The sequence below is a fragment of the Geomicrobium sp. JSM 1781026 genome (genome assembly GCF_041949955.1).
Taxonomy (GTDB): Bacteria; Bacillota; Bacilli; order Bacillales; family Marinococcaceae; genus Geomicrobium_A.
The window spans coordinates 171,689-188,381 of record NZ_JBHFQF010000002.1; the positions used below are offsets into that span (position 1 = coordinate 171,689).

Annotated in this window: 14 protein-coding genes; 12 read left to right on the forward strand and 2 right to left on the reverse strand. The window is 44.4% G+C overall.

Features of this window, described 5'->3' with window-relative positions; translation table 11 throughout:
* Nucleotides 1-11 precede the first annotated feature (11 nt).
* The 11 genes from ltaE to ACE1TF_RS03785 all read left to right on the forward strand — a co-directional run bounded on the left by ltaE (nt 12) and on the right by ACE1TF_RS03785 (nt 11,777).
* Complete coding sequence (gene ltaE, locus ACE1TF_RS03735) at nt 12-1,049, forward strand: low-specificity L-threonine aldolase (RefSeq protein WP_375014374.1); 1,038 nt, start codon at nt 12-14, stop codon at nt 1,047-1,049.
* Nucleotides 1,050-1,093: 44 nt separating this feature from the next.
* Nucleotides 1,094-2,449 carry a CitMHS family transporter gene (locus ACE1TF_RS03740; RefSeq protein ID WP_375014376.1) on the forward strand — a complete coding sequence of 452 codons (1,356 nt, stop codon included), beginning with the start codon at nt 1,094-1,096 and terminating at the stop codon, nt 2,447-2,449.
* Nucleotides 2,450-2,555: 106 nt separating this feature from the next.
* Nucleotides 2,556-3,479: an AEC family transporter gene (locus ACE1TF_RS03745; RefSeq protein WP_375014378.1), complete on the forward strand. Its 924-nt coding sequence runs from the start codon at nt 2,556-2,558 to the stop codon at nt 3,477-3,479.
* A gap of 133 nt (nt 3,480-3,612) precedes the next feature.
* Nucleotides 3,613-4,677, forward strand: a complete 1,065-nt coding sequence (locus ACE1TF_RS03750; RefSeq protein WP_375014380.1) for an Ldh family oxidoreductase — start codon at nt 3,613-3,615, stop codon at nt 4,675-4,677.
* A 16-nt stretch (nt 4,678-4,693) separates the two neighbouring features.
* The gene (locus ACE1TF_RS03755; protein ID WP_375014382.1) at nt 4,694-5,500 is read left to right on the forward strand and encodes a sugar phosphate isomerase/epimerase family protein; all 807 of its coding nucleotides are present in this window, start codon (nt 4,694-4,696) and stop codon (nt 5,498-5,500) included.
* 23 nt (nt 5,501-5,523) lie between these two features.
* On the forward strand, nt 5,524-6,636 hold the full coding sequence (locus ACE1TF_RS03760; RefSeq protein ID WP_375014384.1) for a PrpF domain-containing protein: 1,113 nt from the start codon (nt 5,524-5,526) through the stop codon (nt 6,634-6,636).
* Nucleotides 6,637-6,735: 99 nt separating this feature from the next.
* Complete coding sequence (locus ACE1TF_RS03765; RefSeq protein ID WP_375014386.1) at nt 6,736-7,404, forward strand: aspartate/glutamate racemase family protein; 669 nt, start codon at nt 6,736-6,738, stop codon at nt 7,402-7,404.
* A complete protein-coding gene (locus ACE1TF_RS03770) occupies nt 7,401-8,165 on the forward strand; it encodes an SDR family NAD(P)-dependent oxidoreductase (RefSeq protein ID WP_375014389.1) in 765 nt (254 codons plus the stop codon). Before ACE1TF_RS03765 ends, ACE1TF_RS03770 begins: the two co-directional genes overlap by 4 nt.
* A gap of 15 nt (nt 8,166-8,180) precedes the next feature.
* Nucleotides 8,181-9,359 (forward strand): iron-containing alcohol dehydrogenase, encoded by a 1,179-nt coding sequence (locus ACE1TF_RS03775; RefSeq protein ID WP_375014391.1) that lies wholly within the window; start codon nt 8,181-8,183, stop codon nt 9,357-9,359.
* On the forward strand, nt 9,356-10,780 hold the full coding sequence (locus ACE1TF_RS03780) for an aldehyde dehydrogenase family protein (RefSeq protein WP_375014393.1): 1,425 nt from the start codon (nt 9,356-9,358) through the stop codon (nt 10,778-10,780). The genes ACE1TF_RS03775 and ACE1TF_RS03780 overlap by 4 nt, the downstream gene beginning before the upstream one ends.
* 127 nt (nt 10,781-10,907) lie before the next feature.
* A complete protein-coding gene (locus ACE1TF_RS03785; RefSeq protein ID WP_375014395.1) occupies nt 10,908-11,777 on the forward strand; it encodes a LysR family transcriptional regulator in 870 nt (289 codons plus the stop codon).
* Nucleotides 11,778-11,825: 48 nt separating this feature from the next.
* Here ACE1TF_RS03785 and ACE1TF_RS03790 read toward each other — a convergent pair whose 3' ends face one another.
* Both ACE1TF_RS03790 and ACE1TF_RS20460 read right to left on the reverse strand, forming a co-directional pair.
* On the reverse strand, nt 11,826-12,551 hold the full coding sequence (locus ACE1TF_RS03790) for a hypothetical protein (protein WP_375014397.1): 726 nt from the start codon (nt 12,549-12,551) through the stop codon (nt 11,826-11,828).
* A 722-nt stretch (nt 12,552-13,273) separates the two neighbouring features.
* Complete coding sequence (locus ACE1TF_RS20460; protein ID WP_483867160.1) at nt 13,274-13,615, reverse strand: hypothetical protein; 342 nt, start codon at nt 13,613-13,615, stop codon at nt 13,274-13,276.
* 834 nt (nt 13,616-14,449) lie between these two features.
* On the opposite strand from ACE1TF_RS20460, the gene ACE1TF_RS03800 reads away from it, so the two are divergent.
* Nucleotides 14,450-16,681: an MMPL family transporter gene (locus ACE1TF_RS03800; RefSeq protein WP_375014399.1), complete on the forward strand. Its 2,232-nt coding sequence runs from the start codon at nt 14,450-14,452 to the stop codon at nt 16,679-16,681.
* The last annotated feature ends 12 nt before the right edge of the window (nt 16,682-16,693 follow it).

Here is a 16,693-nt window from a genome sequence, read left to right on the forward strand (position 1 = left end):
GGGGGGAGTCTATGACAATTGATCTGAGAAGTGACACTGTGACCCAACCTACCGAGCAGATGAGAGAGGCGATCTTACACGCTGACGTTGGGGATGATGTGTACGGAGAAGACCCAACGATCAATGAGTTGCAGGAGCAGGCAGCCGCGCAGCTTGGAAAAGAAGCAGGGCTGTTTGTGACGAGTGGGACGCAAGGGAACCTCTTAGCGGTATTGAGTCAGACAGAACGAGGGGATGAGGTTATTCTCGGCGAAGATTCTCATCTGTTCTACTCAGAAACCGGTTCGCTTGCTGCCATTGCAGGCGTTCAGACGAGAGCGTTAGAGAGCGTAAACGGACAGATGCCGATCGAGCGGATCGCCAAATCGATTCGTACAGCTACAGACCTTCACCAACCAAAAACCGGACTTGTTTGTTTGGAGAATACACATGCACGATCGGGCGGGTCGATATTGCCTCTTTCGTATATGGAGAAAGTGGCGGACCTGGCGGGCGGTATGAATATCCCTGTTCACTTGGACGGATCGAGATTGTTTAATGCATCGGTTCGTTTAGGCGTCGATGTTCAAGACATCACGCAATATGCCGGTACAGTGCTCATTTGTCTATCGAAAGGATTGTCTGCGCCGATGGGCTCGATACTCGTCGGTGATCAGCCAACCATTGATCGAGCGAGAAGGTGGCGAAAAGCTCTCGGTGGAGGGACGAGACAAGCAGGAATCGTCGGTGCTGCCGGTCAAGTTGCATTGGCATCAATGGTTGAACGATTGGCCATTGATCATACGAACGCCGAAGTTCTTGCCGATGGTTTACATCGTTTGCCCGAGCTACGCATCGTTAATGACGAGGTCCACTCGAATATCGTGATCGTTTCGCTCGAACAGTTGCCAATCGATTCAACTATATTCATCCAAAGGCTAAAAGAGCAAGGAATATTGGTGAGTCGAATGAATGAGCGCCAAGTCCGACTCGTTACCCATCGAGAAATATCAAGAGCAGACGTTGAACGAGTCGTTCAAGTGATTAAAGGAATGGTGCAAGAAGTGTGAATTGTAAAAACATAGATTAATAACGATAGAAGGGGGAGTCCAGCATGTCAGAAGCATACTTAGCATTTTTTGGCTTTTTAATTATTTTTGCTGTAATCGCTTTCTTAATGTGGGGGAAGATTCATCCGATTGTTGCGATGGTGATTATACCTGTCATAGGTGCGCTTATTGCAGGGTTCGGTTTTGATGAACTGAGAGAGTTCTTTAGTGGGGGAACCGATCAAGTTATTAATGTAGCCATTATGTTTATTTTTGCGATTATCTTCTTCGGCATAATGAATGATGTCGGTTTATTTAATCCAATCATCAAAAACTTGATAATCCTTACGAGAGGAAATGTCATCATTGTTTGTATCGTCACAATTATCGTAGGGGCGATTGCCCACCTTGACGGGGCTGGGGCGACCACCTATTTATTAACCATTCCTGCACTCATTGGTTTATACAAACAGTTGAACATGAGCCCGATGTTATTGCTCATGCTCGCCACCTTTAGTCTTGGGTTTATGAATGTCGTTCCATGGGGCGGTCCGGTTGGACGAATTTCCACGGTACTCGGTTATGAGAACCCTGCTGAATTATGGTATCCACTTATTCCGTGGCAGATCGGTGCGTTTTTCCTTGCGATTGGATTTGCGATTGTTCTAGGTATGAGAGAGAAAAAACGTATTAAGAGACGTATAGATAGCGGTGAAATTCAGAACACACAAAATATCGATTCAAGAGAGATTGCTGATGACTTTATTAAGCAACAAAAAGAAAATCAAGAAGCTTCCAATGAGAAAAGGGTGAAGCATCCAGCCATGATCTGGATGAATGCGCTATTGCTCGTCGGCGTATTGTTGTCGATGCTTCTAGACATCTTGCCACCGGCAATGGCCTTTATGATTGGTCTCGCGATCGCGCTACCGTTAAACTATCGTACGGTTGATGATCAAATGGGTCGAATTCGTGCCCATGCACCAGCGGCATTAATGATGGCATCCATTATTCTTGCTGCCGGTCTATTCCTCGGGGTCATTACAGACTCAGGAATGCTCGATGCTCTTGCATTGTCTATCGTTGGGGTCATGCCAGATGCAATTGGTCCGTATCTTCATATAGTTGTCGCGTTTTTCGGAATTCCATTAGACATTATCATGAGTACGGACGCATATTACTACGGCATCTTCCCAGTCGTTGAAAGTGTAGCTTCAAGCTTTGGCGTTCCATCAGAATCAACCGCGTTTATGTTGTTGATTGGAAGTACGTTCTCGCAAGGGTTCTTATCTCCAGCTCTTTGGTTAGGTGTTGGTCTTGCTGGTGTACAGATTGGACGTTTTATGAAGTACGCATTCTTCTGGTTCTGGGGTTTCGCCATTATCGGTTTGATTTTCGGTTTCATTATCGGCGTTTACTAAATCAACCGTGTCTTTATTTATACAATGTAAACCCGTGAACGATCAGACAGTCACTTAGTTAGTGGCTGTTTTTTCTTCCTTATCGGGTTGAAATGGAGTTTTTGTTATGGAAGTAATTCGTCTTGTTTTCTTAGATGTCGTATTGCCGATTTTACTATTGATGACGTTAGGGATGTTCCTACAAAAGAAGTTCGATTTTCATCTGCGTACGATTACTAAATTAATTACGTATTGTTTTATGCCTGCGGCAGTTTTCTTAAACATTTCACAGTCTGCTTTTGACTACCAGTTAATCGGACAATTGTTTTTGTATTTGCTGTTATTCATGTCTAGTCTTATGTTGCTCGGCACTGGCTTGGCGAAACTTTTAAAGCTTGAGACACCGGAGCGGGCCGCATTGAAAAACAGCATTTCACTTATGAATGCAGGGAACTACGGTTTACCGATTAGCCAGCTCATCTTCAGTGCTAACCCTCTAGGTGTCTCGATTCAAATTTTTATTATCGTCATTCAAAATATCCTTACCTATTCGTATGGTTTGTACAACTTAATGTCTGCATCAAAATCGATTTTGAGTATTTTAAAGGCGCTCGTTCGCTTGCCGATCATACATGCCCTTATTTTAGGATTAATCTTTCAAATTTTCGATGTACCTCTTCCTAACTTCGCCCTCATTCCGCTTGAACAGTTGGCCGACGCATTTATGGCATTGGCGCTATTCTTACTCGGTGCGCAACTCGCCAACATCAAATTGAAGACGTTTCATCAAGTAATTGTGTGGAGTTTGCTCGGCCGGTTATTCGTAAGTCCAGCCATCGCTTTAGTTTTCATTTATGTACTCGGCATTGATGGGGTGATGGCGCAATCATTGTTAATTGCGAGTGCGTTGCCGACGTCAAGAAATACAGCAACTCTTGCATTAGAACACCGGGTAGCACCTGAACTACACGCACAAGTCGTGCTCTATTCGACGCTCGTCAGTAGTATAACGGTAACGGTTGTCATCTACGTATCGATGGTTTTATTTTAATGTTGTGCCATTTGAAATATTGATTTCTGATTGCTGTTTTTACTATTTTTACTTATGGCAGAGTGGATGTAATCTAAACATATAACAGTGCATATTAACCAGCTGTACTTGATTGATGTTGGAGGGAAATACAATGAATGAAGAAACGGTCACCTACTACTCTGCCGAACAACTGACAAAGGTGAGTCGGTTATTATTTGAAGCAGAAGGAGTTCCGGAACAAGATGCCGCAACAATTGCTGAAGATCTCGTTGCCGCGAACGTCAGAGGTTTGGATTCACATGGAATTTCGAGGATGCCGATGTATCTCGAAAGAATCCGAAAACAAGTTGTAAATCCAACACCGAACATTCAAGTGGAATCGATTACGTCTGCAGTTTCCAAAGTGGATGCCGATAACGGGATGGGTTTTTTAGCCGGCCATATTGCGATGGCAGAGGCGGTGAAACTTGCAGAAGTTTCAGGTATTGGGTTGGTCGGTGTTCAACGAAGTACACATTACGGAATGGCCGCGATTTACGTGATGGAAGCGATGAAAAAAGGGTACATCTCAATGGCGTATACAAATTCATCCCCAGCTATTCCGCCTTGGGGTGGAAAAACCGCCTATTTAGGGGCAAGTCCATTCGCTGCTGCGGTTCCTGCCGGAAATGAATCACCATACGTTTTAGATATGGCGATGACCGTTATTGCTCGGGGCAAAATTCGGTTAGCGGCGACAAATGGGGAAGCGATACCGGAAGGGCTAGCGCTCGATGACGACGGGGCACCTACGACGGATGCCAAACGAGCATTTGAAGGGGTTTGCTTACCGTTTGGCGGTGCAAAAGGTTCGGCATTTGCGATGTTAATGGAACTATTATCAGGCGTACTCACCGGAGCGAACTACGGCGGGAATGTGAAAAGTTTATATTTCGATCATTCAGAGCCCCAAAATGTCGGACACTTATTTATTGCCATACGCCCGGACTTGTTCGTTTCCGATCAAGAGTTTCATCATAGAATGGATGATTTCGTGCAAAAGACGAAATCGTTGCCAAAGGCGAAAGGGTTTGACGACATCTTAATTCCCGGAGAGCCCGAGGAGAAAACGGCGCAAACTCGTCTGAAAACAGGAATTCCACTTAGTGAAAATGTGCGAGAAGAACTGCAATTAGAATTGGAGCGCTACGCGTTAGATGTGTCACTACTAAGCTAAAAGGGGGAAGCGTTTTGTGAAGGTCGCTTATCCATATCAGACCGAAGAAACAGCACAGCATTTACTCAGTGCGAAAGGAAAATCGAAGCACATCATTCCGACGCTTTCGGCAATCGGTTATGATGGCATTGAACTACTCGTGCGTGAGCCGAACATTGCCGACCTTGATGCAGTGTACAAGGTGATGCAGGGGAACGATTTGCAAGTGGCGGCGCTGAGCACAGGGCCGATGGTTGCGGATGATGAGCTATCATTTACGGCAAGAGATCGCTCGAAACGAGAGGAAGCGATACGTAGAGTGATTGAGTTAATCGTTTGGGCAGAACGATTTGATACGGTCGTGACCATCGGTAAAGTGAGAGGACAGCTCTTGGAAGACGAATCATATTCATGGGAGCTGATGAGAACGGCTTTTGATCAAGTGCTCATAGAAGCAGACAAAAGAAATGTACAGCTGGTGATCGAACCGCAAAATGAAACGCATATGAACAATCTAAATGGTACGTATGAAACGATCGATTACATCCACACATTTGCTCGTTCTTCTCTAGGAGTCATGTTGGATCTTGTACATGTTGAAGCCGAGCAGACGTGTCGAACGGTTACTGAATGTTTCCGATTTGCAAATGAACTCCTTCGGTTTGTTCACCTCTCAGATTCAAACCGGCTCGTTCCAGGCGAGGGTTCTTTTGATGTGCCTTCTGTTTTGAATACGTTGCAACAGATTGACTATTCCGGTTTTATTAGTCTAGAAATCAAGCAACAAGGGGACTCTCTCGACACGGCAAAGCGGGCGATCGAATACTTGCGATCCATTCAATAAATTAATGCATTGAGGTGAGGATCATGCAAAAGTCAGTGCCTTGTTCCGTGTATCGTGGGGGTACAAGCCGCGGGGTGTTTTTTAAGGAAGAAGATTTACCTCGTAATGACGAACAGTGTCAGAATATTTTTTATCAAGCATTGGACACGAAGAACACCAATCAAATTAATGGGCTCGGCAGTGGTACGTCTCACACGAGTAAGGTAATGGTCGTCGGAACGAGCTTACGGGAGAATACACATATTGAATTTACATTTTATCAAATTGGCATCGGTCAATCTGTAGCTGACCCACTAGGCACGTGCGGGAATTTGATGGCAGCTGTCGGAGCATTTGCCGTTAATGAAAACATGTTGGACATCGACGCTGCACAAAATGAAGTGATCGTGCGGGCATACAATACGAACACTGATCGTCACGTACACATCACAGTACCGGTCATTAAAGGGAACGCGCAGGTGAGCGGTTCGTATCACATGCCTGGTGTCGTCGGAAAAGGTGCTGAATATCAAGTCAAGTTGATTCGTCCTGGAGGAGGCAAGCTTGGTCAGACGTTGCCTTTAGGTGGCAAATGCGAAGAGGATCATTACGAAGTGACGCTTTCTGACATTGTAAACCCGTTTGTATTTCTAGATGCTACCGAATTTGGCTTGCGGGGGAATGAGTCTGTCGCTGAATTAGCGAACAACCATCAGCTTCTACGCACAATCGAGGGAATCCGCCAATTATATTCGGTCAGATCAGGCTTAACAAAAACAGTGGAGGAGGCGAAACAGTACCAATCGATTCCGAAGGTTGCACTGCTCGCGCCACCGATGGATTACACAACCAACAACGGAGAGCGAGTAAGTTTGGATCAAGTTGATGTGACAGCTAGGATGGTATCGATGGGAATGGTTCATAAAACATTTGCCGGGAGCGGGTTGTATAATCTAGCAGGCACAGCGTTGCTAGAAGGAACATTGCCAAGTCAAATCATAGGTAGCAAACAAGGAAATAGTTTGCGGATTGGACACCCAGGGGGTGTTATTTCAGTCACTGCCGATACAGACGGAAAAGAGGTAGAAGCTGTGATGATGAGTCGCACTGCAAGACTGATTATGCGCGGAGAACTCTTTTATACGGATCTTTATTAAGAGTATTAATGGTTAAGTATTATCTTTTTCAATTTTATCTATCGTATTGAAAAACGTACAATATGTGTAGGACTTCTTGCAATGTGGAGGAGATAACAGATGAAGAAACTGAGAATTGGTTTAATTCACGCGACGATGAACTCTGTCTCACCCATTCTTGATGCGTTCTCCTCGTATGGAGAAGACGTTGAGCTCGTAAATTTTATGGATGAGGGTTTGATTTATGAACTGAATGAAACGGACGAAGTGACGACTCGGATGATCATGCGCCTGACGGACTTGGCAGGCAAAGCAGCAGAGAGTGATGTGGATGCGATTTTATTTACATGCTCTTCGTTTACACCGCATGTTTCTGACATAGCCGACTTAATGCCGGTTCCGGTACTAAGTTCCGATCAGAGTATGTTGGAGCGGGCGGTATTAGAAAGCGACAACATTTATGTAATTGCAACGATTCGCGCTGCTGGTCCGACGACTGAACGAATTATACAACAGATCGCTAGAGAGCAAGAAAAAGATGTAACGGTTCGGGTTCAAGTCGTGACAGAAGCGTTTGCTGCTTTGCAAGCAGGTGATGTGGATAGGCATGACCAGCACATCCGCGAAACCATTCAATCCGTTAGTGCTAGCAACACGGTCGTGTTGGCTCAATATTCAATGGCGCGCGCTGTGACCAACGAAACAACCCCTTATCCGAATGTGTTGACCGGGCCTAGCGTTAGCGTAGAAGCCATCATTAACCTCGCAAAAAGGGGGAGAAGCAAATGAATGCAAGTGAATTATTTTCGGTAAAAGATTGTGTCATTGTTATAACAGGCGCAAGCCAAGGGATCGGAAAAAGCTTAGCGGAGTTGTATGTTACAAATGGCGCCAAAGTAGCGCTCGTCGCGAGAAACCGATCGGCTTTAGAAGCCGTGAAAGAAGAACTAGGGAACGGTGAAAACGTAGCGATTTTTCCATTTGATGTGACCGAGACAGCTCAATTACCGAAGCTAGCGGAAGACGTGCTCGAGCGGTTTGGCGCCATTGATGTATTAGTGAACAATGCAGGGACGAACATCACCAAACCTGCGATTGAGTTTACAGAAGCTGAATGGGACGCTGTATTGGACCTGAACCTAAAAAGCGCATTTTTCTTTAGCCAAGCCGTTTACCCCTATATGAAAAAACAAGGGGGAGGTAAAATCATTCATATGTCGTCACAAATGGCTGAAGTTGGCTATTATAAACGGTCCGCATACAGTTCGAGCAAAGGTGGAGTGAAGCAATTGACGAAAGCTCTTGCGATCGAATGGGCGGGCGACCACATCTTAGTGAATGCTGTCGGTCCAACCTTTATCGAGACACCGCTCACCGCGTCCATGATGGAGGATGATGCATTCAAAACCGATGTGCTAAGTAGAATTCCATTGGGGCGGCTTGCGAAGACAGAAGATCTATTTGGTGCAATGCTTTACTTAAGTTCTGGAGCTTCGAATATGGTAACCGGACAAACGCTTTACGTCGACGGTGGTTGGACAAGTTGGTAAAAGGGAGAGATAAACATGAATGGATATGCAGATTTTAGGTCGCCAAATCGGGTTCGTTTTGGTGTCGATAGTTTCTTAACGTTATCTGAAGAAGTTCAGTCATTTAATGCCAAACGTGTAGTGATAGTCAGTGACAAAGGGATGGTCGGTACAGGGCTTGTGGACCGGACGAGTCGTTTGCTCGTGGACGAAGGCATTCACGTAGACCGTTTCACCGATATTGAAGGAGAACCTTCATTTCAGCTACTCGAATCGGCAGTGACGGAAGTTGAATCGTATCAACCTGACGTCGTCATTGGTCTCGGCGGGGGAAGCGCGATGGACACCGCAAAGACAATCGCGGCGCTGTTAGGTAAGGAAGAAAGATCCTCATACTTATCCGGTGAAGTGACGATCCCAAGTCGCACGGTGCCGTGTATTCTATTGCCAACTACTGCGGGAACAGGAGCAGAAGTGACGATGAACGCCATTTTTGGTGATACGAAACAAGGGGTCAAGCGGGGGCTCGTAAGCTCGGCGCTTTTACCAGATGTTGCGATCGTTGATCCTGTACTCACACGCTCGTGTCCACCTAGAGTTACCGCGTCTTCTGGGGTAGACGCCTTTACACACGCCATCGAATCGTACGTCGCTGTCAGAGCGACGCCGTTTACAAACATGTACGCAGAAAAAGCAATGGAGCTGTTTCCTCTCCATATTCATCAAGCCGTACACAACGGGTCAAACCTAGAATCTCGAGTAGGGATGAGTATGGTCAGCCACATGGCAGGCATTTCTTTAGCCAATGCCGGTGTCGGTGCCGTTCATGCGCTCGCGTATCCACTCGGTGGAACGTATCATGTTGAACACGGGGTTGCCAATGCCTTGTTGCTCCCGTTCGTTCTGGAGGTGACGGGCAAGACGTGCACACCGCAAATGGTCTCTGTTGCATCAAAGCTGCAATTAGGAGACTATACCGAGACACCCGATCTCGCGTTGGACGCCATCATATATTATCTACTTCAACTGTTAGAAGACTTAGATTTGCCCTCATCCCTACAAGAGTTAGGTGTTGATGAACAATCTTTACCGCAGTTAGCAAAGGAAGCATCAAAAGTGACGAGACTACTATCAAACACCCCGTATACCTTAAATGAAAAGAAAATTCTAGCGATATATGAACGGGCGTATAACGGGAGAGGGTTGCGACGATGAACGAAGGGGAAATGCTCTATATAGACGGGGACTGGGAGGCTGGAGAGCGCTATGAAACGTTATACTCTCCCTACGATCAAGAGGAGCTCGCCCGGATTCCACTCGCCACAAAAGCACAAGTGAAACGGGCCATTGAAAGTGCCCACCATGCGACACGTACGATGAAATCTTTGAGCGCGTTTGAACGTGCTGAACTGTTATCAAACGTAGCAGCAGGGTTCGAAAAATACGATGAACAATGTGCACAAATCTTAGTGAAAGAAAACGCAAAGCCGATCAAAGCGGCCCGTGGAGAAATTAACCGAACGATCGAGACGTATCGCTTTGCTGCAGAAGAGGCAAAGCGGATACATGGAGAAATGGTCCCGCTGGACGCCGCCGAAGGGGGCAAAAGTAGACTCGGATACACAAAGCACGAACCGTTAGGTGTGATTGCCGCTATCACGCCGTTCAATTTTCCTTTTAATCTGACAGCCCACAAATTAGGACCGGCGTTTGCGGCAGGAAATACAGTCGTGTTAAAGCCCGCATCGCAAACCCCTCTTAGTGGTCTAATGACTGCGAGAATCTTTGAGGAAGCTGGGCTACCTAAAGGTGCTTTACAAGTCATCACAGGCAAGGGCAGTGAGTTGGGGGACCTACTCGTTAAGGATGACCGAGTGCGTATGGTTACGTTTACAGGTAGTGTTTCTGTTGGGAAAGCGATTCTAGAAAAAGCCGGTCTTAAAAAAGTAACGTTAGAATTAGGGTCGAACTCGGGAGTCATTGTTGACACAGTTGAAGACCTTGATGCTGTTGTTGAACGTTGTGTTGAAGGAGCATTTACGTATGCAGGACAAGTATGCATATCTGTTCAGCGTATCTTTGTTCAAGATCGTTTGTATCAACCTTTTCTAGAACGTCTTGTGGAGAAAACTGAATCACTCCAAATTGGAGATCCCGCTCACGAAAATACAGACGTATCTGCGCTCATTAGTCCTGGGGAAACCGAACGCTTGCAAGCGTGGGTGAACGAAGCCCATGAACAAGGAGCGACAATTGCATTTGGAGGAAACAAAAGAGGCGCAGTGATCGAGCCGACAATCATTACGAATGCAGACCGTACACTTTCTGTAAATGCAGGTGAAGCATTTGGACCCGTTGTCACCGTGACGCCTTACGAAAACTTTGATCAAGCGATTGCCGGTGTTAACCATTCAGTGTATGGCCTACAAGCCGGGGTGTTCACGACCGAGATCGCAAAAGCGTTCAAGGCCGCCGATGAGCTAGAAGTAGGGGGTGTCATCATCAATGACATCCCAACGTTCCGAGTCGATAACATGCCATATGGAGGAGTTAAAAACAGTGGTACAGGAAAAGAAGGCGTCAAATACTCCACAGAAGAAATGACAGAGATGAAGTTCGTCTCTTTTAAACTTTAGCGATGAAACGTGCCCTTGGTCTTTTTTGAGATCAAGGGCTTTTGTGTATAATAGATCTAGTGAAGCCCTATTGAGGGCTGTGAAGTTCGGAATATATGAGTGCACATAGATGGGAGGGAGGTTCAGTATGAATTTACGAGACTGGGAGATTATTCATGCGTTGTATGAACGAAAGAATATTACAAGAGCGGCAAGAACACTGTTCATCTCTCAACCAGCTCTAACTGCTAGAGTGAAACAAATTGAAGAATACTTCGGGTGCCAAATTATATTAAGAGAACGTAGAGGCATTCAATTCACACCGGAAGGTGAGTATTTGGCTAAGCAGGCGGTTAACGTTCTAAAACAGCAAGAACAAATTCGGTCAGATGTGCTTAGTATGAAGGATAACTTAGGGGGCACACTTAAATTAGGGGCATCCAACTTTTTTTCAAAATACAAGTTGCCGAAGATATTAAGAGATTTCAGAAAAATCTATCCGAATGTTGAATTTCAAGTCTTGTCTGGGTGGAGCGAAGAAATCTATAAAAAGATGACCGATCGAGACGTTCATGTAGGCTTTATTCGGGGAGACTATCCGTGGCGAGGAAGACGTGAAGTGCTTTTCGAGGAAACTTTATGTGTCGCATCAACCCAACCCTTCGCCTGGAATGATTTGCATAAAATGACACAAATCAACTACAAAACCGATCGTAAACTCATCGCACTCGTCGAAGATTGGTGGAATGAGAACTTCGACCATCCACCGAATGTAGGCTTGCGTGTGGACCAAGTCGATACGTGTAAAGAAATGATTATCAACGGATTAGGATACGGCATCGTGCCTAACCTGATCGTAGACGACGATCCAAGCATCTACAAAAAAACATTAAAGAACCCAGATGGCGAGCCCATCATCCGCAAAACATGGATGTATTATGACGAAGATTCCGTATCCGTAAACACGATCGGTGCATTCTTACGTTACATCCACAGCATCGATGTGAAACAATTGTAATCAGACCCATGCCTTGTTCGATAAGGGCATGGGTCTGATAATTCTGGTTTAACGCTTTTGATACGTCACCCAGGCCGGCTCAGAAGAAAACGGATATGCTTCCAACACAGCAGTAAAATCAGGATCTGTCGTATCAACTTCAGCTTCAAGGTAATGAAAGCCATGCTTCTTTGCGTATGCAATTTGCTGTTCGGTGAGTAAGAGAATCGATGGAATATCATCCAACGTTTGACTTCCACGCCATCCGAGTTCAAGCGTCTTGCTTTTTTCTGTTTTGTGGAGCATTGCAAAGGCGAATACATCATCACCTTGTGTTAATATGAAACTTCCTTCTAATAACGTATCTGTATTGAAGACGATGTGATCCCACTTATTTACATCGAACGTTGCTGGAGGATTGGCTTTGTGTGTTTGTTCGTATGTTGACTGAACGAGTTGCACAACGTTTCGCCTTAATAACTGGTCAGTTGAAATTTGTTTGAACGTCATGATCTGATCCGTTTGAGTAACAAAATATTGAAAAGACGGTATCTCAAGCGTAGGTTCGTAAGTTTTACGTATCTCTTTAAACCCTACGCTGCGGTGGAAAGACTTAAGATAATCGTTTGCTTCCCAAAACGACGTCTGCAACGGATGTTCGACGGTTTCATGAGATTCCACTCGTTTTAGAAGTTGACCTTCGACATCACAATGACGATACGCAGGGTCTGTAGCAATCGAAACATAAGTAGTATACGGATGGAGTGGATTCTTCCAAGCAGTTGTTAAACCCATCCGTTTCTCATCATAAGTGGCTTCGAATGCACACAAGCGATGGCGGCTTTCGAAGCCGCGCAAGAAAAATATTTTCGAAGTGGGGTCATCTTTAAAACATAACGACAAAAAATGTGTGAGGTCTTCCGTTTCAATAAAATCGACAGTGTTGATAGTCAACTGTTTCTTCAACAGATCACCCCTTTCTTTTTTCGTTTTGCTTAGATGATTTTGGTATGTAACTTGTCTCCGTGAGAACATTGGACATTCGTGTATGGATTCCAATATATTGATTATAGTGCATAAAAATGATACGCTGTGATTAGAATAAGGAATACCCAGTCAGTGCGGATACACTGAACTGGGCATGTGTAGAACATTTTTTCAAGGATGATGTTCACTCGAAGTGAAGTAACCACCCTCTTGGACTCGGAGTGGTTACTTCTTTTTGTTGTTTGCATTAGCATCTTTTGTTATCAGATACACTAATGTTGCAACACCGAGACAAACCATGATTGCCTCATAAGAAGATAAAATAGTATCACCCCCAACCTGCCAATTGACACGTCATTCGCATGCCACGACTGTTGGTAAGGTGAACACCACCCCTGAGTATTCTGTTCTACTATAGAATAGTATAACATTATTAATCTGTGTTTTTTGGGAAATCTAAATCCTGTTAACATTATGGATTGTAATCGATTTATTATGCTGTGGTCACGATCATTGATAGACTTGTACGCTTACCCATTTTTCCCTTCCTGAATCGCATCCTTTAAGGCATACAAATGATTAGAAATCAAAATCGTACTCGCAACGAGTGCGCACAAGAGAGCGAGCACAAAGTAAGCAATGGTGTGCGTGCCGTTAATGATGTAATTATACGCATCCCCACCGACGTAGGCATTCATAGGAACATCTGATACGTCAGCACTTACATACACGAAACGCTTATAGATCCCGACAAGAATAAACGCCATAGCCGCAAAATAAAAACCCTTTACCTTCCCATCCCATTCAGGATATTTCTTTTCTTCTTGCGACCCTGGCTCCTCTTGTTGTTCAGTATTCACATGTTCTTGCATCCCTGTTTTCTCCTCTTTAGTGAAAATATTTTAAGCATATTATACCATGACTAAAGTTGAGTTTTGTTAGATATTCAGGAAGAAAGCAGTCGAACAAACACACTCAGATGCTAATGTTTTTGGTGGTGACCCTGCAGATCACAAAAATAACGAGCTTTCCGCGTCGAGTGTTTCACCTACATGGTAGCCTCACACCCAGTGCCATGGCTACCGGCCATGCAGCAGGAATTGAGGCATCGGTGGCCCTTGATGAAAATCAATCCCCGAGTGATATAGCAATAGAGGTGCTGCAGGATAAGCTCAGGGAGGGCGGGGCGATTATCAATTAATGAGAAGAAAACGGATTGCTCCATCGATCCGTTTTCTTTTTTTTGTAGTAACGGTTGACCCCTTTAATCGATATAAGTTGAACTTTAGTTTTTCCTGCTTTGCGCTGTTGGGTTGGAGGGGTAGCGTGAGCTGGGTGCCATTTTGCGCCCAAGTTTGCCTATGTTAACGATTTTGGTGCTCATTCCGCTAAACATGCGCGCAGTTTGTTCCAACTGGAGCGCAGATTCAATATTGAGAAGCGAGCAAGCTGTCGGCGGGGGATGTGCACATGAACTTGTAATCTGTTACCGAGTTCGCTCATTCTGTTACCTAGTTCATGTGAATATAATACCGCTTTTCCTGCGATTTTCCCTAACTTGAGCACAGGTTCCACTTTACGAAGCTTGTCACTGGTTCTTGAAGAAGTTCTTTAGTTCAACTTATCTAATTTAAGAATTAGTTAAGAAATTGTTTAGAGAAATGCAATTTTTCATCGCTATCCTTTCATGTAGAGGGGGTACGTCAATGAAGAATCTATTGGAATATGTATCAAACGTTATGATGAAATGGAATTGGGTGATTATAGGTTTCTGGATCGTAACATTAATTTTCGGAATTTTTTATTCAAGTGAATTGCAAGATCGACTTACGGGTGGTGGGTGGTCCGTGCCAGGATCTGATTCAGAAGAAGCCTATCATTACGTGACCGAATCGTTTGAGACGAGAGACGCATCATCGTTAACGATTTCAATTCACCATGACGATTGGGTGGTAGAAGATGATACGTATCGCCAAGTGTTGGAGCAGACGACTACGGCTTTATTAGAGGAACCGATTGTCGAGCAGGTGTATACTTGGAATCACCTTGAAGAAGGCGTTCGGGAGTCGTTTGTTGCGGAGAATGGTCATACAAGTATCGGTATTGTAGAGTTAAATATTGACGAAGGTTTTGCCCAAAAGTACGTGCCACATATTCAAGAACGTCTTACTGCAATCATTGATGAAGAAGGATTTGACGTGGCATTAGTTGGTACTCCAGCATTTTGGGGTGAGATGAACGAACTTAGTCAAGAAGGGTTGGAGAATGCACATTTGTATGCATTACCAATCATCTTGATGATCTTAATTGTGGTGTTCCGGTCTGCCGTTTCAGCCATGATACCATTGTTTTTATCTTCGATCTCAATTGTTGGAACGTTAACAGTGCTTACGTTCATATCGTTGAACATGGAGATGTCTGTTTTTGTTCTTGATGCAGCTCTTATGCTAGGTATTGGGGTAGGAATTGATTTTACACTCATCTTTTTAAAGAGATTTCAAGAAGAGCTTCAAACATCAGGGGAAAACCTCCATGAAGCCATTAATCAAACGATGAGAGATTCGGGAAGCTCAATTGTATATTCAGGATTAACAATCATCGGGACAATGGCGGCTTTATTGTTTGTAGAAATTGCGGCAGTCCGGTCCATTGCCATTGGAATTATTGTTGTTGTTACATTGCTTCTTCTCGTTGGATTAACGTTGTTACCCGCGTTACTGTCGCTGTTAGGTAAAAGGGTATTTGCCTTAGCTATTTTTCCTTCAAAGCGAACGAAGAGAAAATCATTTTCTATCGTAAGACAAGTAATGAAACGCCCAGTTGTTTATCTGATCTCCGCGACGATTGTTTTGCTTGTGCTGTCGATTCCCGCTTTAGACCTTAAAGTGGCGACGCCTGATGCACAGTTACTTCCTGAAAACTCGGATGTTCGAAAAGGGATTGTCAACATAGATCATAGCTTTGGTGAAGGGTACACTTCACCCATTCATGTCGTTATGGAAGTCCCTAAAGAAACGGTGAGAAGCTCAGAAAACCTGGAATATATTAAACAGACAGAACAGTGGCTGTCGAACGTTGAGCATGTGGAAAGTGTTCAATCCATATTTTCGTTGTTTAGCGTGGATGACAATGAAGTGCTCATTCAGACGCTAGAAGAGACATCTGAATTGCTCACATCGGATCAGCAGTTGATGCTGGATCGTTATCTTTCAGTAGATCAAACGGTTGTCGTCTTCGATGTGATATCGAAATATTCAGCTTCTAGTAAAGAAACGAGAGAAATTGTCGATGGTATTCGAGAGGAATTTGTCAGTCAGTCGAGCGAGTGGAATGTATATGTAGGGGGAGAAACGGCAGAGGGCATGGATACTAGTGCATCGCTAAATGATCGTTTAGTTCCAGTTTTGTGCTTAACATTAGCCTTTTTGTTTATTATCCTAACGGTAACATTTCAAAGTCTTGTCATTCCAATCAAGGCCATTGCTATGAATCTGTTATCACTAGGGGCCACCTACGGAATTTTAGTGATGGTTTTTCAATGGGGTTGGGGTTCTAATTTGTTCGGAATTGAAGATTTTAGTTATATTCAAAATTTTGTTCCGATCTTATTGTTAGGTTTATTGTTTAGTCTGAGTACTGATTACGAGGTGTTTTTGTTAAGTCGCGTCCAAGAAGCTTACCACTCAGGAAAGTCAAATCGAGACAGTGTTGAGATAGGCATTATGAAATCGGCGCCAATAATAAGTGGCGCAGCCGTAATCATGATCGCTGTCTTTGGATCTTTTGCTTTTGCCGGGGTACTGCCTATGCAACAGCTCGGGTTAGGGATGGCGGTTGCCATTCTCATTGATGCAACACTCATTCGATTATTAATCGTTCCAGCGACGATGACTTGGCTAGGCAAATGGAATTGGTGGTTCCCTTTTAAACGACGGTGATTATCTCATTGA

Bases quoted from the DNA above. Each gene is read 5' to 3' on its own strand.
- ACE1TF_RS03740 (WP_375014376.1), top strand. From the start codon at position 1,094: ATGTCAGAAGCATACTTAGCATTTTTTGGCTTTTTAATTATTTTTGCT.
- ACE1TF_RS20460 (WP_483867160.1), bottom strand. From the start codon at position 13,615: ATGCAAGAACATGTGAATACTGAACAACAAGAGGAGCCAGGGTCGCAA.
- ACE1TF_RS03765 (WP_375014386.1), top strand. From the start codon at position 6,736: ATGAAGAAACTGAGAATTGGTTTAATTCACGCGACGATGAACTCTGTC.
- ACE1TF_RS03745 (WP_375014378.1), top strand. From the start codon at position 2,556: ATGGAAGTAATTCGTCTTGTTTTCTTAGATGTCGTATTGCCGATTTTA.
- ltaE (WP_375014374.1), top strand. From the start codon at position 12: ATGACAATTGATCTGAGAAGTGACACTGTGACCCAACCTACCGAGCAG.
- ACE1TF_RS03780 (WP_375014393.1), top strand. From the start codon at position 9,356: ATGAACGAAGGGGAAATGCTCTATATAGACGGGGACTGGGAGGCTGGA.
- ACE1TF_RS03770 (WP_375014389.1), top strand. From the start codon at position 7,401: ATGAATGCAAGTGAATTATTTTCGGTAAAAGATTGTGTCATTGTTATA.
- ACE1TF_RS03750 (WP_375014380.1), top strand. From the start codon at position 3,613: ATGAATGAAGAAACGGTCACCTACTACTCTGCCGAACAACTGACAAAG.
- ACE1TF_RS03760 (WP_375014384.1), top strand. From the start codon at position 5,524: ATGCAAAAGTCAGTGCCTTGTTCCGTGTATCGTGGGGGTACAAGCCGC.
- ACE1TF_RS03785 (WP_375014395.1), top strand. From the start codon at position 10,908: ATGAATTTACGAGACTGGGAGATTATTCATGCGTTGTATGAACGAAAG.
- ACE1TF_RS03790 (WP_375014397.1), bottom strand. From the start codon at position 12,551: ATGGGTTTAACAACTGCTTGGAAGAATCCACTCCATCCGTATACTACT.
- ACE1TF_RS03800 (WP_375014399.1), top strand. From the start codon at position 14,450: ATGAAGAATCTATTGGAATATGTATCAAACGTTATGATGAAATGGAAT.
- ACE1TF_RS03775 (WP_375014391.1), top strand. From the start codon at position 8,181: ATGAATGGATATGCAGATTTTAGGTCGCCAAATCGGGTTCGTTTTGGT.